This window comes from Sinorhizobium sp. FG01 (assembly GCF_002531875.1).
Classification (GTDB): Bacteria; Pseudomonadota; Alphaproteobacteria; order Rhizobiales; family Rhizobiaceae; genus Sinorhizobium; species Sinorhizobium fredii_C.
Map to the genome: position 1 here is coordinate 115725 of NZ_NWTB01000007.1, position 23624 is coordinate 139348.

Annotated in this window: 19 protein-coding genes; 3 read left to right on the forward strand and 16 right to left on the reverse strand. The window is 64.8% G+C overall.

Going from position 1 to position 23624, the window contains the following annotated elements; all coding sequences use genetic code 11:
* Window positions 1–73: 73 nt before the first annotated feature.
* From CO656_RS12930 to CO656_RS12955, 6 genes are all read right to left on the reverse strand, one after another.
* Window positions 74–847, reverse strand: coding sequence for a 3-ketoacyl-ACP reductase (locus CO656_RS12930; RefSeq protein ID WP_097526050.1), 774 nt, complete (start codon window positions 845–847; stop codon window positions 74–76).
* Complete coding sequence (locus CO656_RS12935; RefSeq protein WP_097526052.1) at window positions 844–2364, reverse strand: GMC family oxidoreductase; 1521 nt, start codon at window positions 2362–2364, stop codon at window positions 844–846. Before CO656_RS12935 ends, CO656_RS12930 begins: the two co-directional genes overlap by 4 nt.
* Complete coding sequence (locus CO656_RS12940; RefSeq protein WP_097526054.1) at window positions 2361–3473, reverse strand: ABC transporter ATP-binding protein; 1113 nt, start codon at window positions 3471–3473, stop codon at window positions 2361–2363. The genes CO656_RS12935 and CO656_RS12940 overlap by 4 nt, the downstream gene beginning before the upstream one ends.
* Before the next feature lie 4 nt (window positions 3474–3477).
* Window positions 3478–4359 (reverse strand): carbohydrate ABC transporter permease, encoded by an 882-nt coding sequence (locus CO656_RS12945; RefSeq protein ID WP_097526056.1) that lies wholly within the window; start codon window positions 4357–4359, stop codon window positions 3478–3480.
* Window positions 4359–5237: a sugar ABC transporter permease gene (locus CO656_RS12950; protein ID WP_037418313.1), complete on the reverse strand. Its 879-nt coding sequence runs from the start codon at window positions 5235–5237 to the stop codon at window positions 4359–4361. Before CO656_RS12950 ends, CO656_RS12945 begins: the two co-directional genes overlap by 1 nt.
* Before the next feature lie 239 nt (window positions 5238–5476).
* Window positions 5477–6709, reverse strand: a complete 1233-nt coding sequence (locus CO656_RS12955; protein WP_234819771.1) for an ABC transporter substrate-binding protein — start codon at window positions 6707–6709, stop codon at window positions 5477–5479.
* A 343-nt stretch (window positions 6710–7052) separates the two neighbouring features.
* On the opposite strand from CO656_RS12955, the gene CO656_RS12960 reads away from it, so the two are divergent.
* Window positions 7053–8129, forward strand: coding sequence for a LacI family transcriptional regulator (locus tag CO656_RS12960; RefSeq protein WP_097526057.1), 1077 nt, complete (start codon window positions 7053–7055; stop codon window positions 8127–8129).
* Window positions 8130–8236: 107 nt separating this feature from the next.
* Here the strand turns inward: CO656_RS12960 and CO656_RS12965 are convergent, their stop codons facing one another.
* From CO656_RS12965 to CO656_RS12985, 5 genes are read right to left on the reverse strand one after another with little or no spacing between them, the layout of a single operon-like run.
* Window positions 8237–9745 carry an aldehyde dehydrogenase family protein gene (locus tag CO656_RS12965; RefSeq protein ID WP_037418304.1) on the reverse strand — a complete coding sequence of 503 codons (1509 nt, stop codon included), beginning with the start codon at window positions 9743–9745 and terminating at the stop codon, window positions 8237–8239.
* Window positions 9745–10524 carry an enoyl-CoA hydratase/isomerase family protein gene (locus CO656_RS12970; protein WP_037418301.1) on the reverse strand — a complete coding sequence of 260 codons (780 nt, stop codon included), beginning with the start codon at window positions 10522–10524 and terminating at the stop codon, window positions 9745–9747. The genes CO656_RS12965 and CO656_RS12970 overlap by 1 nt, the downstream gene beginning before the upstream one ends.
* Window positions 10517–12136 (reverse strand): acyl CoA:acetate/3-ketoacid CoA transferase, encoded by a 1620-nt coding sequence (locus CO656_RS12975; protein WP_097526059.1) that lies wholly within the window; start codon window positions 12134–12136, stop codon window positions 10517–10519. Before CO656_RS12975 ends, CO656_RS12970 begins: the two co-directional genes overlap by 8 nt.
* Window positions 12136–13137 carry a Gfo/Idh/MocA family oxidoreductase gene (locus CO656_RS12980; protein WP_037418295.1) on the reverse strand — a complete coding sequence of 334 codons (1002 nt, stop codon included), beginning with the start codon at window positions 13135–13137 and terminating at the stop codon, window positions 12136–12138. The genes CO656_RS12975 and CO656_RS12980 overlap by 1 nt, the downstream gene beginning before the upstream one ends.
* Window positions 13134–14177, reverse strand: a complete 1044-nt coding sequence (locus tag CO656_RS12985; protein ID WP_097526061.1) for a LacI family DNA-binding transcriptional regulator — start codon at window positions 14175–14177, stop codon at window positions 13134–13136. The genes CO656_RS12980 and CO656_RS12985 overlap by 4 nt, the downstream gene beginning before the upstream one ends.
* Before the next feature lie 292 nt (window positions 14178–14469).
* Between CO656_RS12985 and CO656_RS12990 the strand changes: the two genes are divergently transcribed.
* Window positions 14470–15642, forward strand: a complete 1173-nt coding sequence (locus tag CO656_RS12990; protein ID WP_037418337.1) for a dihydrodipicolinate synthase family protein — start codon at window positions 14470–14472, stop codon at window positions 15640–15642.
* 51 nt (window positions 15643–15693) lie between these two features.
* Here CO656_RS12990 and CO656_RS12995 read toward each other — a convergent pair whose 3' ends face one another.
* Window positions 15694–17031: an aspartate aminotransferase family protein gene (locus CO656_RS12995; protein ID WP_097526062.1), complete on the reverse strand. Its 1338-nt coding sequence runs from the start codon at window positions 17029–17031 to the stop codon at window positions 15694–15696.
* Between the two features lie 146 nt (window positions 17032–17177).
* Here CO656_RS12995 and CO656_RS13000 point away from each other — a divergent pair, with 146 nt between their 5' ends.
* Window positions 17178–17726: a cupin domain-containing protein gene (locus tag CO656_RS13000; RefSeq protein WP_097526064.1), complete on the forward strand. Its 549-nt coding sequence runs from the start codon at window positions 17178–17180 to the stop codon at window positions 17724–17726.
* Window positions 17727–17946: 220 nt separating this feature from the next.
* On the opposite strand, the gene CO656_RS13005 is transcribed toward CO656_RS13000, so the two are convergent.
* The 4 genes from CO656_RS13005 to CO656_RS13020 are packed head-to-tail and all read right to left on the reverse strand — an operon-like array spanning window position 17947 to window position 23614.
* Entirely contained in the window at window positions 17947–19179 is a 1233-nt protein-coding gene (locus CO656_RS13005; RefSeq protein ID WP_097526067.1) for a pyridoxal phosphate-dependent aminotransferase, read from the reverse strand.
* Between the two features lie 19 nt (window positions 19180–19198).
* Entirely contained in the window at window positions 19199–20731 is a 1533-nt protein-coding gene (locus CO656_RS13010) for an aldehyde dehydrogenase family protein (RefSeq protein ID WP_097526069.1), read from the reverse strand.
* Window positions 20732–20778: 47 nt separating this feature from the next.
* On the reverse strand, window positions 20779–22200 hold the full coding sequence (locus CO656_RS13015; RefSeq protein ID WP_097526072.1) for an FAD-binding oxidoreductase: 1422 nt from the start codon (window positions 22198–22200) through the stop codon (window positions 20779–20781).
* Between the two features lie 13 nt (window positions 22201–22213).
* Window positions 22214–23614 carry a VOC family protein gene (locus CO656_RS13020; protein ID WP_097526074.1) on the reverse strand — a complete coding sequence of 467 codons (1401 nt, stop codon included), beginning with the start codon at window positions 23612–23614 and terminating at the stop codon, window positions 22214–22216.
* Window positions 23615–23624 lie beyond the last annotated feature (10 nt).

The following is a 23624-nucleotide window of genomic DNA, read 5'->3' on the forward strand; positions in this document are numbered from 1 at the left end:
GCCTCTATTGGAACGTTCCAAATAGAAGTCGTGATAAATCTGGCGGACGCCTCTGACGAGACGCTCCTTGCTGCTAAAGTCGACTGATCGACAGGCCCCCATCGGCCTGAATGACTGAGCCGGTGGCGAAAGCAAATTTGCCGCTGGCGAGGCCGGCAACGATATTGCCGATATCCTCGGGCTCGCCCCAACGCTTGACCGGTACCAGCCCGCCGGCGATCAGCGCATCGTATTTGCCGGAGACGGCGGCGGTCATGTCGGAGCGGATGATCCCCGGGCGCACCTCGAAAACCGCGATGCCAGTCTCGGCGAGCCGCAGCGCCAGGCCTTGGCTGAAGGCGGCAAGGCCCGCCTTGCTCATGCAGTAGTCGAGCCGCTCCGGCGAGGTCATCGCCGCGGAGACCGAGGTGATGTTGATGATCGAACGTGGCGCGCCCGCCTCGACCGCAAGCATGGCCTTCAAAACGGCTTGGGTAAAAAAGACCGTGCCGCGCAGGTTGATCCCGACGATCGTGTCGAAATTCTCCGGCTTCAGGTCGAGGAAATCGCCGCGCACCACGGAGGCGATGCCGGCATTATTCACAAGGCAGTCGATCCTGCCGAAGGCGGTGATCACCGCGTCGACGGTTGTCTGGTGACCGGAAAGATCCGCAATGTCGGCCCGGAGGAAGATGGCGCGTGCCCTGAGCGCCTCAAGTTCGGCGATGACCGGCGCCACGCCGTCCGCGTCACCGATGCCGGTAATCGCGATATCGAAACCACCGGCCGCAAGAGCCCGGGCGATGCCGAGGCCGATGCCGCGGCGGCCGCCGGTGACGATCGCGACGGGGCGAGCCTTGTCCGTCATGCCCGGAGATCCTCCCTAACGATATGATCGGCGACGCGCAGCGCCTGGGCCGCGACCGTCAGGGCCGGATTGACGGCGGCGGAGGTCGGCAGGAAGCCTGCATCGACGACGAAGAGGTTCGGATGGTCGAAGGCGCGGCAATGGACGTCGAGCGGCGCCTGTGCCGGGTCATTGCCGATCCGCACCGTTCCGCACTGGTGCGACGGCGTCCGCTTGTCGAAGGCGCGCGCCAACACCACCGGAAAGCCTGCCTGCTTCAGCACCGCCTTCAGCTTGGCGACGAGCTTCAGATGCGCATGCCAGTTGGTGCGTACCCATTGGAGCAGGATGCGGTCGCCGTCGACCATGATGCGGCTTTCGGGCGACGGCAGATCCTCGCTCATGGCGTAGAAGTCGATGGCGCGGGAAGAAACCTGGCCGAGCAGCCATTCGGGCATCGACCGCATGTTGGCCTTCAGGATCGCGCCGGAGACGCGGCCGAGGAGCTGGATATTGCCGAGCGGCGGCCCACCCTCGCCATCGGAAAGATAGAAATCGTTGAGGCCGAAGGTCTTCTGGTAGACGGAATCGTTGCGATACCAAGGGCTGAGCGCGATCACCGCGCTCGAATTGTGGTTCATGAAATTGCGGCCGACCTGGTCGGAGCGGTTGGCGAGGCCGGCCGGGTTGCGGTCGTCCGCCGAGCGCAGCAGCAGAACGGCCGATTGCACGGCGCCGGCGGAGAGAATGACGAGCTTTGGCGAGAGACTGTGTTCCACACCGTCTTTGACATAGTGCACGGAAGCAATCGCCTTGCCGTCTGGCGCCGTAGTCAGCAGCGTAACCCGCGAACCGGTCTGCAGGCGGACATTCGGATATTCGAGCGCCGCAGTCAGCGCCGCCGTCTCGGCGTCCATCTTGCCGTCGAAACTGTTCGGATGTGCGTCCCAGGGCGTCTTGCCCTTGGCGAGCCAGCGGTCGATATCGATGCCGAGCGGCAGCGAATAGGGATGCAGGCCGTTTTCGCGCAGCCGCTTGCGCACCTTGGCGATCGCCGGCTCGTCCGGCACCGGCGCATGCGGATAGTCGTTCGAATGCGCCGGTTCGGTCGGGTCCTCGCCGAGGCGTCCGCGCACCTGGTAGAGCGCTTCCGCCCTGGCGTACCAGGGTTCGAGCTCCTCATAGGAAAAGGGCCAGGCGGGCGAGACGCCGTCGAGATGCCGCATCTCCTCGAAATCCTCGCGGCGGTAGCGTGTGAGCACCGCCCCGTAGAATTTCGAGTTGCCGCCGACATTGTAGTAGTTGCCGGGGTTGAAGTCGGCGCCGCCCGCCTCGTACCAGGTCTCCTTCGGCCGGAAATGTCCGCGCTGGAAGATCGCCCGCTGGTCGCGATTGACCGGCAGGTCCTCGATGTGGTGGCCGGCCTCGAGGATGAGGATTTCGGCGCCCGAAGCGGCAAGTCCCGCGGCCACCGTGGCGCCGCCGACACCCGAACCGATGATGACGATATCCGGCTGGCTCTGCATGCTCTGGCTCATGCGATCCGCATCTGGCTCTCGGGGTCGAAGAACACCGCCTTGTCGAGATTGAAGGCGAGCCGCGACGTCTGGCCGGGGGCGATGCGGGCGTCTGCCCTGAGCCGCGCGACGATTTCCTTGCCCCCGAGACGGGTCACCGCGAAGGTATCGGAACCCGCGGGTTCGACCACCTCGATCAGGCAGTCGCCCTCGGCGACGAACTTCGCATTGCGGTCGGCGCCGTCCGGATCGGTCAGTGCCTCAGGACGGATGCCGAAGACCACGTCACGGCCAGCATAGGCGGAGAGCGCACCGTCATGCGGCATGGCGAGCTTCAGCGGCTCGGCATTCGGCCGCTCCAGCGTGACCGCGACGTTCGCCCCGGCCGCTTCGATCCGCGCCTTCAGCAGGTTCATCGCCGGCGATCCCATGAAATCGGCGACGAACATATTGGCCGGGTTGTTGTAGATCTCGGCCGGCGTTCCGAACTGCTGCAGCACGCCGTCCTTCAACACGGCGATCTTGGTGGCGAGCGTCATCGCCTCGATCTGGTCATGCGTCACATAGACGATCGTCGTCTTCATGCGGTGGTGCAGGCGCTTGATTTCGGTGCGCATGTCGACGCGCAGCTTCGCGTCGAGGTTCGACAGCGGCTCGTCGAAGAGGAAGAGTTTCGGGTCGCGCACCAGTGCCCGGCCCATGGCGACGCGCTGGCGCTGTCCGCCGGAAAGCTGGCCGGGCTTGCGCTCGAGCAGATGACCGATCTGCAGCATGTCGGCGACCTGCTTGATCGCCTTGTCGCGCTCATCCTTCGGCACGCCGCGGATTTCCATGCCGAAGGCGATGTTCCCGGCGACCGTCATATTCGGGTAGAGCGCATAGGACTGGAACACCATGGCGATGTCGCGCTTCGACGGGTGCAGCCCCGAGACCGAGCGGCCGTCGATGGCGATGTCGCCCGAGGTGATCGGCTCCAGCCCAGCGATCGTGTTGAGCAATGTCGACTTGCCGCAGCCAGACGGGCCGACGAGCACGAGAAAGCCGCCCTGTTCGATCTCGATGTTGATATCCTTCAGGATCTCCAGTGAGCCGTAGGATTTGCGCAGATTGCTGATTTTCAAGAATGACATGGGCTTACCCTTTCACGGCGCCGGACATCAGCCCGCGGACGAAGTAGCGGCCGGACACGATATAGACGATGAGCGTTGGCAGGGCGGCGAGGATCGCGCCGGCGAAGTGGACGTTGTATTCCTTGACCCCCGTCGACGAGCTCACCAGGTTATTGAGCGCCACCGTCATCGGCGTCGAATAGGGGCCGGAGAACGAGGCACCGAACAGGAAGTCGTTCCAGATATTGGTGAACTGCCAGATGACCGAGACGACGATGATCGGCCCGGAGGACGGCAGCATGATCCGCCGGAAGATCTGGAAGAAGCTCGCTCCGTCGATCTGCGCGGCGCGGACTAATTCGGTCGGGAAGGCCTCGTAATAGTTGCGGAAATAGAGCGTCGTGAAGCCGATGCCGTAGACCACATGGACGAGGATCAGCCCCCAGATCGACCCCGCAATGCCGAGAATGCCGAGGATGCGCGCCATCGGGATCAGCACGATCTGGAACGGGATGAAGCAGGACAAGAGCAGCATGCCGAAGAAGATGTTCGCTCCCGGGAAGCGCCACTTGGTCAGTACATAGCCGTTGAGCGCACCGATGATCGTCGAGATCGCAACGGCCGGAACGACCATCAGGATCGAGTTGATGAAGAAGGGGCGGAGACCGGTCGGCTGCACGCCGATCTGCGCCGTCGACCAGGCGGAAAGCCAGGGCTCGATCGTCCAGGTCTGCGGCAGGTTGAGCATGCCCCCCTGGCGAATTTCGTCGAGCGGCTTCAGGGAATTCACCACCATCACGTAGAGCGGCAGCAGCGAATAGAGCGCGAAGAGGATCAGCGCCAAGTAGATCAGCGCCCGAGTCAGGCGGTTGTGCGAGATGACGTTCTCGGGACTGGGAGCGCCCATCAGCGTTTTCCTCCCCGGATTTCGGAATAGAGATAGGGGACGATGATCGAGAAGATCATCACTAGCATGATGATTGCCGACGAGGCGCCGATCGCCATCTGATTGCGGGTGAAGGTGTAGGAATACATGAAGGTCGCCGGCAGCTCCGTCGCCTGCCCCGGCCCGCCGCCGGTCAAGGCGATGATCAGGTCGTAGGCCTTGATGGCGAGATGGGCGAGAACGACGAAAGCCGAGAGGAAGACCGGCCGCATCAGCGGTATGATGATCCGCCGGTAGATGGTCGGCGTCGTCGCCCCGTCGATCTGGGCGGCCTTGATGATCTCGTTGTCGACGCCGCGCAAGCCCGCCAGGAACATCGCCATGATGAAGCCGGTCGACTGCCAGACGGCGGCGATGACGACGCAATAGATCGCGTAGTTGCGGTCCTTGATCCAGTTGAAGGAGAAGCTCTCCCAGCCCCACAGATGCATGGTGTTCTCAAGCCCGATGCCGGGGTCGAGGAACCACTTCCAGGCGGTGCCGGTGACGATGAAGGAGAGCGCCATCGGATAGAGATAGATCGGCCGGAGAAACCCTTCGGCGCGGATCTTCTGGTCGAGCAGGATCGCCAGCGCCAAGCCGAGCACCGAGCAGATGACGATATAGAGCGTCGCGAAGATCGCCAGATTGCTGACCGCCCGCCACCAGTGCGGCAGCGCCCAGAGCCGGCTGAAATTCGTGAGCCCGACGAAATTGTAGGACGGCAGCATCTTGCTGTCCGTCAGCGACAGGAAGCCCGTATAGACGATGAAGCCGTAGACGAACACCAGAACTATGAGAAAGCTGGGGGCGAGCACGAGCTTCGGCAGAAGCTCCTGCAGCCGGGTGCGGCTATCCATGTTTGTTACCACCGTATCGTTTCTTTTTTGCCCCTCATCCGCCTGCCGGCACCTTCTCCCCGCACGCGGGGAGAAGGGATATGCCGCGGCGCCTCCGCCCCCTCCCTCCCGGGAAAGGGGACAGCTCAGCCCTCAGGAGATGAAAGGCACGCCGAGCTCGCTGTTTGTCCCTTCTCCCCGCAGGCGGGGAGAAGGTCTCGGCAGCGGGATGAGGGGCAAGCCCCTCCCCCGCACCACCCTTACTTCGCAGCCTCGACCGCCGCGGCGAGTTCCTTCACCGCCTCTTCGGAGCTGAGCTCGCCGTTGAACTGGCGGGTCACCACGTCGTAGATGGCGTTCTTGACGGCGGCCGGGTTGGCGTGGCCATGCGCCATGGAGCCCATGAGCGTGCCGTTGGCATTGGCTTCGGCAAGGTCCTTGATGCCCTTCTTGCCGCAGGCGTCGAAGTCGGTATCCGGAACGTCGGTGCGGGCCGGAACCGATCCCTTGACGACGTTGAAGGCCGACTGGAAGGTCGGGCTTTCGATCGCCGAGGCCATCTGCAGCTGCGCCGGGACCTTGTCGTCCGAGACCTTGAACATCGCGAACTGGTCGGAGTTGAAGGTGACCGAGCCTTGCGTTCCCGGGAAGCGCATGCAGACGAAATCGGTGCCCGGCACCTTCTTCGCCTTCAGGAATTCGCCCTTCGCCCAGTCGCCCATGAACTGCAGGCCGGCCTTGTTCTCGATGACCATCGCCGAGGCGAGGTTCCAGTCGCGGCCGGAGAAGTTGTCGTCGACATAGGATCTGAGCTTCGTCATCCGATCGAAGGCTTCCTTCATCTTGTCGCCGCCGAGCGTCGCCGGATCGAGGTCGATGAAGGCCTTCTTGTAGACGTCGTTGCCGAGCGAAAGCACGACCGCGTCGAAGATCGTCGCATCCTGCCAGGGCTGGCCGCCGTGAGCGACCGGAGTGATGCCCTGCTCCTTGAACTTGTCGAGCAGCGCGATCAGCTCATCCCAGTTGGCCGGCTCCTTGCCGCCGGCCTTGTCGAGCGCCGCCTTGTTGATCCAGACCCAGTTGGTCGAATGGACGTTCACGGGAGCGGCGATCCAGTGGCCGTCATATTTGGAGAACTGCTGCAGGGCGGCGGGAACCACCTTGTCCCAGCCCTCCTTGGCGGCGATCTCGTCGAGGTTGCCGAGCGCCCCTTCCTTGGCCCAATCGAGAATGTCGAAGCCGAGCATCTGCACCGCCGTAGGCGCATTGCCCGAGGTGACGCGGGCGCGCAACACGGTCATTGCCTCGGTGCCGCCGCCGCCGGCCACCGGCATATCGGTCCAGGTGATGCCCTTACTTTCTAGGTCCTTCTTCAGAACGTCGAGCGCCGCCGCTTCGCCACCGGACGTCCACCAGTGCAGCACCTCCACGTTCTCTGCTGCGCGCGCGGCGGTTGCCGCCAACATCAGTGCTGCAACAGCCGTCGTCGTCATCAACTTGCGCATCGTTTCCTCCCGTTTGCAAGTTACCGAAGCGGAAATCTCCTCCGCCTTGCTTGATTTGCCGCCCACTCTCAGGGGCAGCTTGGGCTTGCGGCATGCACCGCCCGCTCAATTTAAAACGTTACAAATCGCCACGAGTCAAGCGGACCCGCCGTTCGACCACTCTTCCGCCGAAACAGTCTGAGTTACCTGCGTTCTGCGGCACAACGCAGATGCTGCGGCGCAGCAGAAAATCCGCGCTAGGACGGTTTAAATCGTTTGCATCATACGATTGCCTGATGGTTGGCGTCACGTTACAAATGCCGCTCTTGACCGCTTGCAGGGAAGCATTCGTTTGGCCGATCCTACGAAACCCGTTCGCCCGGAAGGAACCGCGCAAAGGCGCGGCAAGCCCACCCTGCGCACCATCGCCGACATCACCGGTCTCGCCGTCACCACGGTCTCGCGGGCGCTTGCCGATGCGCCGCAGATCTCGCTCGAGACGCGCCAGCGGGTGCGTCAGGTGGCGCTCGACATCGGCTACTCCCCGGACCGCGCCGCCCAGCGCCTGAAGACCGGGCGCACCAACGTGATCGCGGTGCTGCTCGCGCCGCACGAAGAGATCCTCGGCTACGGCACTTCGGTCATGGCCGGCATCGCCCGCGCGCTGCAGGGCACCGCCTACCACCTGATCGTCATGCCGAACTTCCTCGATGCGGCGAATATCGATGCGGTGAACTACGTTATCCGCAACGGCATGGCCGACGGGTTGATCTTCTCGCGCACCGAACCTCTCGATCCGCGCGTCAAGCTGCTTTCGGAGGCCGGCTTTCCCTTCGTCACCCACGGCCGCACCGAGCTTGCCACCGCGCATCCCTTCGTCGACTACGACAATTTCACCTTCACCTATGAGGCGACGCGGCGGCTGATCGCCAAGGGCCGCCGCAAGCCGGCGCTGATCAGCGGCCCGTCCGATTTCACCTTCAGCGGCCACATCCTGCATGGCTTCATGACGGCTGTGCGCGAGACGGGCTGCGCCTACGAAATCCTCTCCGACATCGACCTCGACAGTCCGGCGGGCGCGATCCGCGACCGGATCCGCCGGCGCCAGACCGAGAAGGATCCGCCGGACGGCTTCACCTGCGGCGGCGAGGTCTGCGCCTTGGCGACGATCACCGGCATGAGCGATTGCGGCCTGAGGCTGGGGCTCGAATACGACATCGTCGCCAAGCAGACCTCGCCGCTGCTCGGGGCCATCCAGCCGCAGGTCGACACCATCTATGAGGACCTGACCGAGACCGGCGCGCATATGGGACGCATCCTGCTGCACCGCATCGGCGGCAGTACCGATATCGGCGAGCTGCAATTGCTGCTCGACCCGGAGCTTCGCTTCAAGATGCCCGCCGAAGTCCCGGGAGACGGCGCGGTCTGACTGGCGGGCGGTCGACGAGCCAAGGCACGGCATCCGCCTCCCCTGCCTCATCGTTGCTGCGAACCTAGCGAGTAATCGCATCTTCGACCTGCCTCCCGATCCCGATCTCAGCGCGGCATCCACCAGCTGGTGCGCCGGCCGATATGCATGTTGAGCGTCTTGGTTTCCGTGTAGTCTTCCACCGCATGCCGCCCGAGTTCACGCCCGAGACCCGACTGGCGGTAGCCGCCAAAGGGCAGTTCGGAGGCGCCGTCCATGAAGGTATTCATCCAGATCGTGCCGGCACGTACACGCCGCCCGATCGTCAGGCACGTGTCGAAGTCGCGGCTCCAGACGCCGGCCGAGAGCCCATAGTCGATCGAATTGGCGATGCGGATCGCCTCCTCGGTCGTCTCGAAGGTGAGGACCGAGAGGACCGGCCCGAAAACCTCCTCGCGCGCCACCGCCATTTCCGGACGGACGGACGAAAGAATGGTCGGCGCCATGAACTGGCCCATGCCGAGATCGAGCGCTGCACCGCCGTGGCTGACGGCCGCCCCCTCGCCCGCGGCGGCAGTTACATAGCCGGCGATCTTTTCCAGATGCTGCGGCGTGATGATCGCGCCGACCTGCGTCTCCGGATCGAGCGGGTCGCCGACCTTGACCTTGGCCGACAGGCTGGCGATCCGGGCCGTGACCTCCTCGGCGATGTCGCGATGCAGGATCAGCCGCGAGCCGGCATTGCAGCATTCGCCGGCATTGAAATAGGCGCCGAACACCGCCGCATCGACGAACTCGTCGAGATTGGCGTCGGGGAAGACGATCTGCGGGTTCTTGCCGCCGAGTTCGAGTGACACCTTCTTTAGGGTCTGCGCCGCATTCGCCATGGTCAGCCGCCCCACCCCGGTCGAGCCGGTGAAGGAGACCATGTCCACATCCGGATGGGTGGTGAGCGGCGCACCTGCCTCCGGCCCGGTGCCGACGATGATGTTGACAACGCCTGCCGGAACTCCTGCGGCCTCGAGAATTTCGCCGAGGACGAGGGTCGAGGCGGAGGTGAGTTCCGAAGGCTTGACCACTGACGTGCAGCCGGCGGCCAGCGCGAAGGGCAACTTCTGGCTGACGATCAGAAAGGGGAAGTTCCAGGGCGTGATGATCGAGACGACACCGATCGCCTCGCGCAGCACGACGCCGAGGGTTCCGTCGCCGAGTGTGTTGTAGCTTTCGCCGGAAAGCTCGCGGGCGAGCGCTGCGGCATAGCGCCAGATATCGGCCGCACCCGCGAGTTCACCCTTGGCCTGGCTGATCGGCTTGCCGGATTCGATCGCGTCGAGAAAGGCAAGCTCCTCGGCGCGCGCGGCAATCATGTCGGCAGCGCGGAGCAGGATCAGCGAGCGTTCGGATGCCGTCATGCGCGGCCAGGGACCGTCGTCAAAGGCGCGTCGCGCCGCGGCGATGGCGCGCTCGGCATCCACCTTGGTCGCCGCGGCATAGCGGCTGACGACGACGCCATGACCGGGCGCCACGCGCTCGATTGTCCGGTCTTCGGTGCCGGCCATCCATTGGCCGTCGATCAGCATGCGGAATTCGCGGACCGTGTAGTCGCCAAGCGGCTTCGGCCTCAGCAGAACCATCATCACCATTCTCCCTTGAAGCGCGCTTCGCGCTTTTCGCTGAAGGCCGCGACGCCTTCCCTGAGATCGCCGGTCTTGGCGACGAGGATCGAACCCAGCGTCTCGACGGCGGCACCCTTGTCCTCGCCATTCGCCGAAGCGATCATCAGCTTCGATATTTCGAGCGCCGCCGGGCCGCGGCGAGCGATCCGCCCGGCATAATCCCGCGCCGCGGCCATGACCGTACCGGTCTCGACCACGGCATCGACGAGCCCTTCGGCCCTCGCCGCCTCCGCCGAGAACATCTCGCCGCCGAGCACCATGCGCCGCACGATCTGCGCGCCGAAACGGGCAACGAGGCGCTGAGTGCCGGACCAGCCGGGCACCATGCCGAGGCTCGTTTCCGGCAGGCCGATCTTCACCTGGCTTTCGGCGATGCGGATATCCGCCGCCGCGGCCAGTTCGAGGCCGCCGCCGAGCGCATGGCCGTTTAAGGCGGCGATCACCGGCATGCGCAGCGTCGCGAGGCGCTCGAAAACCCGGTGGCCGAAGCGCACCCAGTCATGGCCGAAGGCGACGGCATCCATGCCGCCCCAGGCCTTGATGTCGCCCCCGGCGGAGAACGCCTTGCCCTCGCCCGTAAGGATCGCGGCGCGCACGTCGCGATTTGCCTCGACCGCATCGCAGGCGGAAGCGAGCGCCTTCAGCATGTCGATGTCGAAGGCATTGAGTTTTTCCGGCCGCGCGACGGTCATCGTCGCGACGGCACCGTCGATCTCGATACGGATGCGCTCGTCAGCCATCAGCACCTCCCCTGATCTCGCGCCGGCGCTTCGCCGGCAGCTTGAGCCCCAGCGGCGCCTGGTGGAAGAGCGCCGCGTCCATCACCCTCAGCCTGTCGGAAACCACCAGCGGGAATTCCGACTGGTCGAGGATATGCGCCTCAATGTCGACGCCCGGCGCAATCTCGGTGAGCAAGAGGCCCTCGGCCGTCAGCTTCATGACGCAGCGCTCGGTGACGTAGGTGATGTCCTGCCCCTGCTCGATGGCCCGGCGTCCCGAGAAGGTGACGTGCTCGACCTGATTAACGAGCTTCTTGAGCTTGCCTTCCTTCTCGATGACGAGTCGCCCGTCCGTGACGCCAAGTTTCGCGCCGGCGTTGAACATGCCGGAGAAGACGATCTTCTTCGCCCGCGCGGTGATGTCGACGAAGCCACCGGCGCCGGCGGTCACATGCGGGCGGAAGCTGAGCTTCGAGACATTGACCGAGCCGCTACGGTCGATCTCCAAGAAGGAGAGCAGCGACGCGTCGAAGCCGGCGCCCTGGAAATAGGTGAACTGGTAGGGCGACGGCATGAAGGCATCGGCATTGGAGGCGCAGCCGAAGGCGAAGTCGAGCAGCGGCACACCGCCGACCGCGCCCTGTTCGATCACCCAGGTGACGGCACCATGCAGCCCCTCTTCCAAGAGGATGCGCGGCACGTTGGCCGAGATGCCGAAGCCGAGATTGACGGCGCTTCCCGCCTCGAGCTCCTGCGCGACGCGGCGGGCGATCACCTTCTGGATATTGAATTCCGGGACGCGGAAACTGTCGAGCGGCCGGAAGATCTCGCCGGAAATCGCCGGATCGTAGAGCGTCTGTGTCGTCTGCTTCTGATCCGGATCGACGACGACGTAATCGACGAGCACGCCCGGCACCCGCACGTCGTGCGGTTTGAACGAACCTTCCTTGGCGATGCGCTTCACCTGGGCGATGACGATGCCGCCATTGTTGCGGGCGGCGAGCGCCTGGTCGAGCCCGCCGAGATAGGCGCCCTCGTGCTCATAGGTGAGATTGCCGCGCTCGTCCGCGGTGGTCGCGCGGATGATCGCCACCTCTGGCGCGATCGCCTTGAAATAGAGCCAGTCCTCGCCCTCGAAGGTAATCTTCTTCACCACCGGTTCGGCGGCGGCGGCAGCATTCATGGCGCAGCCTTCGCGCGACGGATCGACGAAGGTGTCGAGACCCACCTTGGTCATCACGCCCGGGCGTTTTGCCGCCGCCTCGCGGTGCATGTCGAAGAGGATGCCGGATGGAATGTTGTAGGCCGCGACTTCATTCGCGCCGATCATCTGCCAGATCAGCGGTGGCTCGGCACTCGAGGGGCCGGAAGGATAGGAGCCGCCGATGATCGTCTTCAGCAGACCCTTCCGGGCGATGTAATCGACCCCCTTGATGCCGCTCATGTCGCCGGCGGCAATCGGATGCAGCGTCGTCAGGTCGCGCGGGTGGCCGGTCGCCTCGAAGCGCTCGCCGATCGCCTTCAGCATCAGGTCCGGGCAGCCGAGACCGCTCGAAGAGGAGACCGAAACGACGGCGCCGTCCGGGATCATTGCAGCCGCTTCTGCCGGCGAAATATGCTTGCTCATCGACATCAGAGTCCCGTTTCGATGTGGGCGGCGACGCCGGTGGCCGCGGCCTTGACGACGGCGAGGCCGGTGGCGAGCGACCAGACTCCGTCCTCGCCCGTCGCCGACGGCCGGCCGTTTCCTTCGATTGCGGCATGGAAGGCGTTGAGGGCCGTTTCGTAGAGATTGCGGTGGTCGAGCGGCAGCTCGACCTCGCCCTCTTCATTCCTCAGCGTCACGGTGCCGACCGGGCGCTGGGTCATGACGTTGCGGCCGATCAGCGAACCGTCGGTGCCGTGCACTTCGAGCCCGGTCTCGGCATATTTCGTCGTGAAGGCATCGTGGAACTGGGCGATCACGCCGGAGCGGAAGCGCAGGACCCCCATGACGCCATCCTCGAGCCCCTCCTTGCCCATGCCGGCGCTGTGGCTGATGGCCACCGCCTCGATTGGATCGTCGTCGAGAATGAAGCGCAGCGTATCGGCATCGTGCACGGTGATGTCGAGGATCACGCCGCCGCCGGCTTCCGGCTTGTCGAGCCGCCAGCCCTGGAGGTGCGGCGGCAGATAGACGGCGTGGAACACCCGTGCCGCAATCGGCCTGCCAATCCGGCCGGCGGCGATCGCCTCGCGCATCGCCCGGTGCGTGGCGGCGTTGCGCAGGTGATGGTTGGTGCCGAGCACCACGCCGGCCTCGCATGCCTTCAGCACCATCTCGCAGCCGTCGTTGAGGTTCATCGCCAGCGGCTTCTCGCACAAAACATGCTTGCCGGCGTGAATCGCCGCGAGCGCCTGGTCGTGATGAAGCTCGTTGGTCGTCGAGATATAGACGGCATCGACCTCCGGATCGCCGACCAGGTCGTCGATACCGGTGACCGCCTTCGCGATGCCGTTTTCCGCGGCATAGGCCCGGCCACGCTCCTCGCTCGAACTCAGCACCGAAACGACCTCGCCGCCGGCGGCACGGATCGCCCTGATCACCCATTCGCGCGCGATGGTGCTCGCGCCGATCAATCCCCATCGGATCATGACGATATCTCCTTCACTCTGCCTTCGACGAGGCCGCCGCAGCTCTGGCGAACGACGAGCCGCACCGGGTTGATGATCGCTTCAGGCTCGGCACGCCCGGCATTGATCTGCTTCAGCAGCAGTTCCGCCGCGCGCTCGCCCATGCCCTGCGGCTGGACGGAGACGGTGGTCAGCGCCGGCACCGCGGTCTTCGCCTCGATCACGTCGTCGAAGCCGATCACCGCGAAATCCGCTCCCGGCTCCAGCCGCCGCGCCCGCAATCCATCGCAAACGCCGAAGGCGACGGCATCGTTGAAGCAGAGTGCGGCGCTCGGCCGTTCCTTCAGCATCATCGCCTGCTCGATCGCCGTGACGCCGCCGGCCCGCGACGGTGCCGAGCCGATGATCAGTTCGTCGAGTACCGGGACGCCCGCCTCGCGAAGCGCATCGCGATAGCCGCGCATGCGCGCCTCGAAGACGGCCGTATCGGGGAAGCCCCCAAGAAATGTGATCCGCCGGTGGCCGCGCTCGATGAGATGGCGAACCGCTGCCATGGCTCCGGCCTGGTTGTCGGAGGTGAGCGACGAGACGCCGGCGCCGGCGATGTCGCGCACGACGAGGACGACGGGAATGCCGCTCGCGACGAGCGGGGCGAGGTCGGCCGCTTCCGTGCCGCGTGCCGGCGAGATGATCAGCCCGGAGACCCCATGCTCGCGCATCGAGGCGATGACCTCGCGCTGGCGCTCGATCTTCTCGCTCGTATTGGCAAGGAACTGGACGAAGCCCGCCGACTGCACCACCGCATCGACGCCGACGGCAAGCTCCGCGAAGAAGCTGTTCGTCAGGTCGTTGACGACGATGCCGATGATCTTCGACTTCGCCTGGCGCAGATTGGCGGCGCTGCGATTGTAGACATAGCCGAGATCGCGGATCGCCGCATTTACCTTGGCCCGCGTCGCCTCGTTGACGAGCGGGCTTCCCTGCAGGACGAGCGACACGGTCGACTTCGACACGCCGGCGGCGCGCGCTATGTCGACAACGGTCACCCGCTCCTTCGCCATCACCGTTCTCCCATCGGATTTCATCTGTTGCATCCTTAATAATTGGAACGTTCCAATTCCGTCAAGAGGCTTCCGTTCACTTTTCTTCCGGCGTCGTGGAGATCATGGAACACCTATCATCTATAGGAACCGACTTGAAACGCGTTGCATGTCAGTGCTTTTGAGTGTTCACTGCGCAGACAAGATGCCGCGCCGCCCCATCGGCGCTACGGCGTGAGGACAAAATTTCCGCCTTGCAATTTGGAACGATCTAAATTACTCGTTGCCGCAAATCTGAAGAGGATCAATGCCGATGACCAGCCTTTTGCTGCCGCGCCAGGACGGCTCGCTCGAAGAATACCGGCTCCAGGGAACCCCGATCGGCCGGCCGACTGCGGTGCCGACGTTCAACCGCATCGCCTATGCGGCCGCCCATGTCGTTTCCGATCCGCTGCGCGATGCCGATCCGTGGGGCAAGCCGGCGATCGATTGGGACGCGACGATGGCCTTCCGCCATCATCTATGGGGGCTTGGCTTCAAGATCGCCGAGGCGATGGACACGGCGCAGCGCGGCATGGGGCTTGCCTGGCCGGCCGCGCAGCAACTGATCCGCCGTTCGCTTGCCGAAGCGCGCAGCGTTGCCGGCGCCGATCTCGCCTGCGGCGCCGGCACCGATCATCTCGCTCCCGCGGACGCACGGTCGATCGAGCATGTCATTGCCGCCTATGAGGAGCAGGTCGGCTTCGTCGAAGGCGAGGGCGGCCGGGCGATCATGATGGCAAGCCGGGCGCTCGCTCGCGTGGCCCGCTCCGGGGACGACTACCGGCGCGTCTACGGCCATATCCTCGCCCAGGCGAAGGACAAGGTCGTGCTGCACTGGCTCGGCGACATGTTCGACCCGCAACTCAAAGGTTATTGGGGCTCCGAGAATTTCGAGGAGGCGCTCGAAACGGTGCTGTCGATCATCAGGGAGAACAGCGCCAAGGTCGAAGGCATCAAGATCTCGCTGCTCGACAACGCCAAGGAAGTAGCGCTGCGCAACGGCCTGCCGGAGGGCGTGCTCTGCTTCACCGGCGACGACTTCAACTATGCGGAACTGATCGAGGGCGACGGCGAAAAATACAGCCATGCGCTGCTCGGCATCTTCGACGCCGTCGCGCCCTCGGCCTCGAAGGCGCTGGCGGCGCTTGCGGGCGGCGATCTCGCCACCTTCCGCGGCGTAATCGAGCCGACAGTGCCGCTGTCCCGCAAGATCTTCGAGGCGCCCACCCAATATTACAAGGCCGGCGTCGTCTTCCTCGCCTGGCTGAACGGCCACCAGCGCCATTTCACCCTGCCGGCCGGGCTGCAGTCGGCCCGCGGGCTCTCGCACTATGCGGAGATCTTCCGCCTCGCCGACCGGGCCAATGTGCTCGACAGGCCGGAGCTGGCGGCGGCACGGATGCGCAGCCTGATGGCGGTTCTGGGGGTAGAGCAGGCGGCTTGACGTCGGCTGGCCCCTCCCTTGGAGGGGCCGTGTGCAAGCGCACCGGGGCCGTTACTTCACCCTTTTCAAGGCATCGCCGAGGATCGAGACGATCTCGCCGAATTGCTGCTTCTCGACAATCAGCGGCGGCGAGAAGGCGATGATGTCGCCGGTGACGCGGATCAACAGACCCTTTTCGAAGCAATCGACGAAGACGTCATAGGCGCGGGCGCCGGGCGCGCCGTCGCGGGATTTGAGTTCGATGCCGGCGATCAGGCCGATGGTGCGGATGTCGATGACATGCGGCAGGTCCTTCAGCGAATGCATCGCCTCGTGCCAGTCCTCCTGCAGTCCGGCGGCGCGGGTCATCAGGCCCTCGTCGCGATAGATGTCGAGGGTGGCGATGCCGGCGGCGCAGGCGGCCGGATGGCCGGAATAGGTGTAGCCGTGGAAGAGCTCGATCTGGCTTTCCGGCCCCTGCATCAGCGCGTCGTGCACCTTGCGGCTGGCAAAGACCGCGCCCATCGGGATTGCGCCGTTGGTCAGCCCCTTGGCGGTGGTGACGAGGTCCGGCGTGACGCCGAAATAGTCGGTCGAGAAGGCGGCGCCGAGGCGGCCGAAGCCCGTGATCACCTCGTCAAAGATCAACAGGATGCCGTGCTTGTCGCAGATGGCGCGGAGCCGCTCGAGATAGCCCTTCGGCGGGATCAGCACGCCGGTCGAGCCGGCGACGGGCTCGACGATGCAGGCGGCGATCGTTTCGGCGCCGTGCAGGGCCACCAGCCTTTCGAGATCGTCGGCGAGCTCCGCCCCATATTCCGGCTGGCCCTTGACGAAGGCGTTCTTCGCAAGATCATGGGTGTGGCGGAGATGATCGGAACCGGGAAGCTGCGGGAAGACGCGGCGATTGTTGAGGATGCCGCCGACCGAGATGCCGCCGAAGCCGACGCCGTGATAGCCGCGCTCGCGGCCGATCAGACGCGTGCGGGTGCCCTGGCCGATCGAGCGCTGATAGGCGAGCGCGATCTTCAGCGCCGTGTCGACCGATTCCGAGCCCGAGCCGGTGAAGAACACCCGGTCGAGCTTGGCGCCGGCCGGGCCCGGCGCAATTTCGGCCAGCCGCTGGGCGAAGTCGAAGGCGATCGGATGGCCCATCTGGAAGGACGGGGCGAAGTCCATGGTCGAAAGCTGCCGCTCGACGGCGGCGGCGATCTGCCGGCGGCCGTGGCCGGCATTGACGCACCAGAGGCCGGCGGTGCCGTCGAGAATCCTGCGTCCGTCGACGCTGGTGTAATGCATGCCCTCGGCCGAGGCGAGCAGGCGCGGCGCCGCCTTGAACTGGCGATTGGCGGTAAAGGGCATCCAGTAGCTGTCGAGAACCGGTGTGTTGGGCTTATTGTGGGCGTCCATGGCATCCTCCTATCAGGTGCGGGATTGACGCCACGATTTCGATTGCCAAACAAGTCTTTTTCTTCAGTCAACTAAGCTATTGAATTTCATGGGTAGCTTTTGATAGAGTTTCGATATTCCGAACAACGTCAACACCGAAATCTGCCATGAACGTCGATATCGGCAGCCGCCTGCGGCATGTGCGGCTGATGCACAATCTCTCCCAGCGGGAACTGGCCAAGCGGGCGGGCGTCACCAACTCGACCATTTCGCTGATCGAAGCGAACGCCTCGAACCCGTCGGTCGGTGCGCTGAAGCGGATTCTCGACGGCATTCCGATCGGGCTTGCCGAATTCTTCTCCTTCGAGCCGGAAAAGCCGCGCAAGGCCTTCTACGCGGCCGAGGAGCTGGTGGAGATCGGCAAGGGGCCGATCTCCTATCGCCAGATCGGCGACAACCTCTTCGGCCGCAGCCTGCAGATCCTGAAGGAGTGCTATCAGCCCGGGGCAGACACCGGCAAGGTGCCGCTGGTGCATGAGGGCGAGGAGGGCGGGATCGTGCTTTCCGGCCGCCTTGAGGTGACCGTCGACGATGAGCGCCGCATCCTTGGGCCGGGCGACGCCTATTATTTCGAAAGCCGGCGCCCGCACCGCTTCCGCTGCGTAGGGCCGGTGCCCTGCGAGGTGATCAGCGCCTGCACGCCGCCGACGTTTTGAGGGCAAAGAGGCCGCGGCGACGACAGCGCGAGAATGCCCCTCCCCAACCCCTCCCCACAGGTGGGAGGGGCTTTGGTGCGCGTGGCGCCCGGGCTGCCATTTTCCCAAGCTCGACCCTGCTGCAACGATGCAAGAGAGGCGAAGTGAGTGCGGCGGGTTAAGCCCCTCCCACCTGTGGGGAGGGGTCGGGGAGGGGTCTTACGACCCGTACTCACCAGACTTAAGAAAGCCGCGCACAGGCCGCGGCAATGCGGGTGAGCGCCTCCTTCAGCTCCGCTTCCGAGGTCGCGTAGGAGATGCGGAAGAAGGGCGAGAGGCCGAAGGCCGAGCCGGGGACCACGGCGGCGTGGGCGTCGTCGAGCAGATAGGCGCAGAAATCCGCATCGGTCTCGATCCGCTTACCGGAGGGCGTCACCCGGCCGAGCATGCCGGCGCAGCCGGCGAAGGTGTAGAAGGCGCCTTCCGGCACGCGGCAATCGAGGCCGTCGATGGCGTTCAGACCGCTGACGACGAGATCGCGGCGGCGCTGAAAGCTCGCGGTGCGTTCCTTCAGGAAATCCTGTGGTCCGGTCAGCGCCGCAACGGAGGCTGCCTGGCTCACGGAGGACGGGCAGGAGGTCGCCTGGCTCTGGACGACGGCCATCGCCTTGATGAGGGCGCGCGGGCCGCCGGCATAGCCGATCCGCCAGCCGGTCATGGCATAGGCCTTTGACACCCCGTTGACGGTCAGGGTGCGGTCTTTCAGCCGAGGTTCGAGTTGGGCGGGGGTGACGAAGCGGAAGCCGTCATAGACGATGTGCTCGTACATGTCGTCGACGAGCAGCCAGACATGCGGATGCTGCAGCAGAACGTCGAGCAGCGGCCGGTAGTCGGCTGCGCTGTAGGCGGCACCGGACGGGTTCGAAGGCGAGTTGAGCAGTACCCAGCGGGTCTTCGGCGTGATCGCCGCTTCGAGCTTTTCCGCTGTCAGGCGGAAACCGGACGATTGATCGCAGGCGATCAATACCGGCTTACCCTCGCAGATCTGCACGATGTCCGAATAGGAGGTCCAGTAGGGCGTCGGGATGATCACCTCGTCGCCGGGGTTGATCGACGCCATCATGGCGTTGAAGAGGATCTGCTTGGCGCCGGTGGCGACGGTGATCTCGTCCAACTCGTAGGCGATGCCGTTCTCGCGCTGGAGCTTTTCGCTGATCGCCTTCTTCAATTGCGCCGAGCCGTCGAGCGCCGTGTACTTCGTCTCGCCACGCCGGATCGCTTCCCAGGCGGCCTGCTTGACGTGGTCGGGCGTGTCGAAATCCGGCTCGCCGGCGCCGAGGATGATCACCGGCTTGCCGTCGCGCTTCATGGCGCTGGCGCGCGCGCCGATCTTCAGGATTTCCGAGACGCCGATCGTGGCGATCCGTGAGGCGGGCTGAAAACCCGCCTCCTTGACCGTTGCATTGATGGTCATGACCGATCCTGTGCGATGATTATTCGATGTCGAACGACACGCCCTGAGCCAGCGGCAGAGCCTTCGAATAGTTCACCGTGTTGGTGGCGCGGCGCATATAGGCCTTCCAAGCGTCGGAGCCGGATTCGCGGCCGCCGCCGGTCTCCTTCTCTCCGCCAAAGGCGCCGCCGATCTCCGCACCGGACGTGCCGATATTGACGTTGGCTATGCCGCAGTCGGAGCCGTCGGCCGAGAGGAAGCGTTCGGATTCCTGCATATCGCGGGTGAAGATCGACGACGAGAGGCCTGCCGCGACCGCATTGTGATCGGCGATCGCCGCGTCGAAGTCGCTATACTTCATGACATAGAGGATCGGCGCGAACGTCTCTTCGAGCACGGGGCCTGCCTGCTTCGGCATTTCGACGAGCGCCGGTTTGACGTAGTAGCCGTTGTCGTAGCCGAGCTCGACGCGTTCGCCGCCGGTTACCGCGCCGCCCTCCGCCTTGGCCGCGGCAATCGCCTTCTGCATGTTGTCGAAGGCGGCCTTATCGACGAGCGGTCCGACCAGCGCGGCCGATTCCAGCGGGTTGCCGACGGAGACCGACTGATAGGCCTTCTTCAGCCGCGGCACGAGCTGGTCGTAGACGCTTTCATGGACGAACAGACGGCGGAGCGTCGTGCAGCGTTGGCCGGCGGTGCCCATGGCGCCGAAGGCGATGGCGCGCAGCGCCATATCGAGATCGGCGGAGGGGCAGACGATGCCGGCATTGTTACCGCCGAGCTCGAGGATCGAGCGGGCGAAGCGCTTGGCAAGCCGCGGACCGACCTCACGACCCATGCGGGTAGAGCCGGTTGCCGAGACGAGCGGAACCTTCGGATGGTCGACGAGCACTTCGCCGATCGTGCGGTCGCCGATCAGCACCTCGGAGAGGCCGTCAGGCGCATCGCCGAAGCGGGCGAGGGCGCGTTCGAGGATAGCCTGCGATGCAAGGGCGGTCAGCGGCGTCTTTTCAGACGGCTTCCAGACGACGGCATTGCCGCAGACGAGCGCCAGTGCCGCATTCCACGACCAGACGGCGACCGGGAAGTTGAAGGCCGAGATGATGCCGACGACGCCGAGCGGGTGCCAGGTTTCCATCATGCGGTGGCCCGGACGCTCGGTGGCGATCGTCAGGCCGTAAAGCTGACGGGAAAGGCCGACGGCGAAATCGCAGATGTCGATCATTTCCTGGACTTCGCCGAGACCTTCCGACGGGATCTTGCCGGCTTCGAGCGAGACGAGGCGGCCGAGGTCGGCCTTGAAGGCGCGCAACTCCTCGCCGAGCAGACGGACGAGCTCGCCGCGCTTCGGCGCCGGCACCAGCCGCCAGGCGCGGAAGGCCTCATCGGCTTTCTCGATCTTCCTGGCGGCTTCGGCGGCCGAAACGGTCCTGAGGCTGGCGATCTGCTCGCCGGTGACGGGGCTGTAGGAGGGCATGTCACCGCCCGTATAGAGCTCCTTGGCGACACCCATCTTGTCGAGGAGGGCGGCTGCCTCCTTTGCGACATCGATCTTCTTCGCTGCAATGTTCATCTGTCTAACTCCCGTGTTTTCCTTGTTGGCGCGGGCTGCGCGGCGACCTAACCGAAGCGCACGCTGCCGAGCTTGCCCGGCGAGGTGATCGTCTTCAGGCCGGCGGCCATCTCTTTCAGTTTTTCCGGCGTGTAGAGATCGTAAACTGCCTGGTTGCGGCGACCGATTGCATGCTCTGCGCTGAAGCTGCCTCGATATTGCTCGACCGCGACCGTGAAGACCCATTCGCGCAGGCGCTGTTCGAAGGTCGCATCGGTCAATAGCGGGCTATCTTTCGCAGCGACCAGATTGAAGTGAACGCCGCCGTCGCCGATATGGCCGAAATCGCAAACCGTCACGCCGGGAAATTTCTCCGGCATTTCCGCCTTCATATGGTCGCAGAAGGCCATGATGTCACCCCGGCGGAACGACAGATCGAAGGCGATCAGCTTGCCGAGGTGCTTTACGCCCTCAGAAAGCGCATGGCGCAGTGCCCAGGTCTCGTGCGGCCGCCCGATGAAGGCGTCGGCGAGCGGCGCTTCCTCCAGCTCCCAGATTTCCGCCAGCGCAGATTCGAGAACCGCATCGAGCGGTTGCTCGCCCTCGCGCGGCGCCCATGTTCGGAAGATTTCGGCGAGGATGACGTAGTCGGGAATATTGCCGCCCTGGAACGGATTCCTGAGCGACGGCACATGGGCGAAAGCGGCGGCGATGGCGTTTTTCGACATGCCCTCGAAGGCGGAAAGATAGGCGCCGAGGCGCTCTTCCACGGCCTTCAAGAGCGGCAGCACTTGCGCCCCGCTTGCCGGCACGAGGAAGGCGGTCGCCACCTGCTTCGGAAGTCGCTCGAGGTTGAGCACGCACTCAGTGACAATGCCGAAGGCGCCGGAGGTGCCGATGAAGAGCTGCTTCCAGTCGACGCCGGTATTGTTCTTGCGCAGCTCCGAGTCGAGGTCGAGCACCGTGCCTGCCTCGTCGGCAAGAACCACCTTCAGGCCCAGCGTGTTGCGGCGGACGTCGCCATATTTCAGGAAACGCGAGCCGCCGGTGTTGGTGCCAATCATGCCGCCGAGACGCGGATCGGCGCCGAGGTCGATCGGGAAGAACAGGTCGTGCTCCTCGAGCTTCCTGTTGAGATCGGAAAGACGGAAGCCGGCATCGACGCGAACCGAGCGATTGTCGAGGTCGAGCTCGAAACGGCGGGTGAGCCGATCGAGGCTGAGCACCATTTCAGTGCCGGAACCATCGGGCGTCGAGCCGGAGACGAGACCGGTATTGCCGGCTTGGGGGATGAGCGCGATGCCGTTGCGCACGCAATAGGAAACCGCGGCGGAAGCTTCGGCCGTCGTCGCTGGACGCAAGACGGCGGCGGCGCGACCGCGGTCGTAGCGCGCGCCTACCTCATAAGCTTCCATATCCTGCTGGCGCTCAACGACGCCCTTGTCGCCAAGGAGCTGCACGAGCGCGTCCATATGGTCCGGTTCAATCATCCTTGACCTGTCGTCATTCGGCGGCCATGGCGGCGGTCAAGGCCTTAAGGCAGGCCTCGATCGATGCCTTTTCAATGCCGGCATAGTGGGCGAACTCATCGAGAACGGCGGCGCCGAGATCCGTCTCGAAGCGCTTCTGGTTGGGGCTTGCGACGAATTCCTGCTGCGCGCCGTCGCCGAGGTTCGACTGGAAGATACCGGCGGCGCTGACCGGAAGGAAGTCCTCGTAGACGATCGGATCGAACTGAACGAGGCCTTCGGCGATCAGCCTGTCGAGATCGCGGCGGCCGGGAAGCTTCGTCTGCCGGCCTTTTTCGGTCAGAGAATAGCTGAAATAGCCGAGACCCGCTTCACGGATTTCCGCCCAGCTGTCCGGAAAGCCCCTGAATGCGTCGGCGAGCGCCGCTTCATAATCCCGGGCATTGGAGCCATCGGCGGCGGGGCGCACGATGCGGCGCGATTCATCGAGCAGCCGGTCGTAGAGGCCGCGGCCCTTGGGGGTCAGCGCTATGCCGCGCTGTTCGATCTCGCCGAAGCGGGCCGTGTGGGAACCAGGCTTCCAGCCGCCACCGGCGTCGAGGAAGGAAACGGCTTCCTCGAGCGCCTTGAAGGACGTCTGGCGGAGCAGGATGGGGCAATGGCGGGTCGGCGGCCCTTCGACGACGGCCTTCGGCGCGATCCCGTATTCCGGCATCAGCGCCTGCACACGGTCGATGTCGAGGGTGCGCGGCGTCAGGTGGTTGATATGCGGCCCTTTGAACGAGACGACGTCGGCGATCAGTCGGTGGGCGTCATGCAGGCGCTTGTACATGTCGGCGCTGACATTGGCCTTGTCGTGCCAGCGGAAGGTCTCCAGTACCTCGGCGACGAAGCGCTCGGCATCCTTCTTGTCGAGCCCGCCGTCGCGCTCGGCCTTTTCGGTGAGTTCGACCGCGGCAGGCGTGAAGATCCGGCGCTCCTTGAGGATCGCGTCGGCCTCGGAGCGCAGCGTCTCGTCGGCGATCAGATCCAGCCGCAGCAGCGAGGTGAAGACGCGGAACGGATTGCGCTTCAGCGACGCCTCGCCGACCGGGCGGAAGGCGGTGGAGTGCACCGGAACGCCGGCGGTGGAAAGGTCGTAGTAACCGACCGGATACATGCCCATCACGGCGAAGACCCGGCGCATCATCGAGAGCTCCGCCGGTGTGCCGAGGCGGATCGCCCCGTGCCGCTCCTCGGAGATACGGTCGAGCGTATCGGTCGCCTCGAGACGCTCCTTGAGCGCCGCATCCGCCGAAAGCGTGTCGGCATTGACCTTCGCCACCAGTTCCATCAGCGTCCCGTAGGCGGGAACCTCGTTGCGATACATCGCCGACATCGCGGCGGAAAAGGCCGAGCGGATATCGTCGGCGGATACGAAACTATTTTCTTTCACTGGGGCTCGC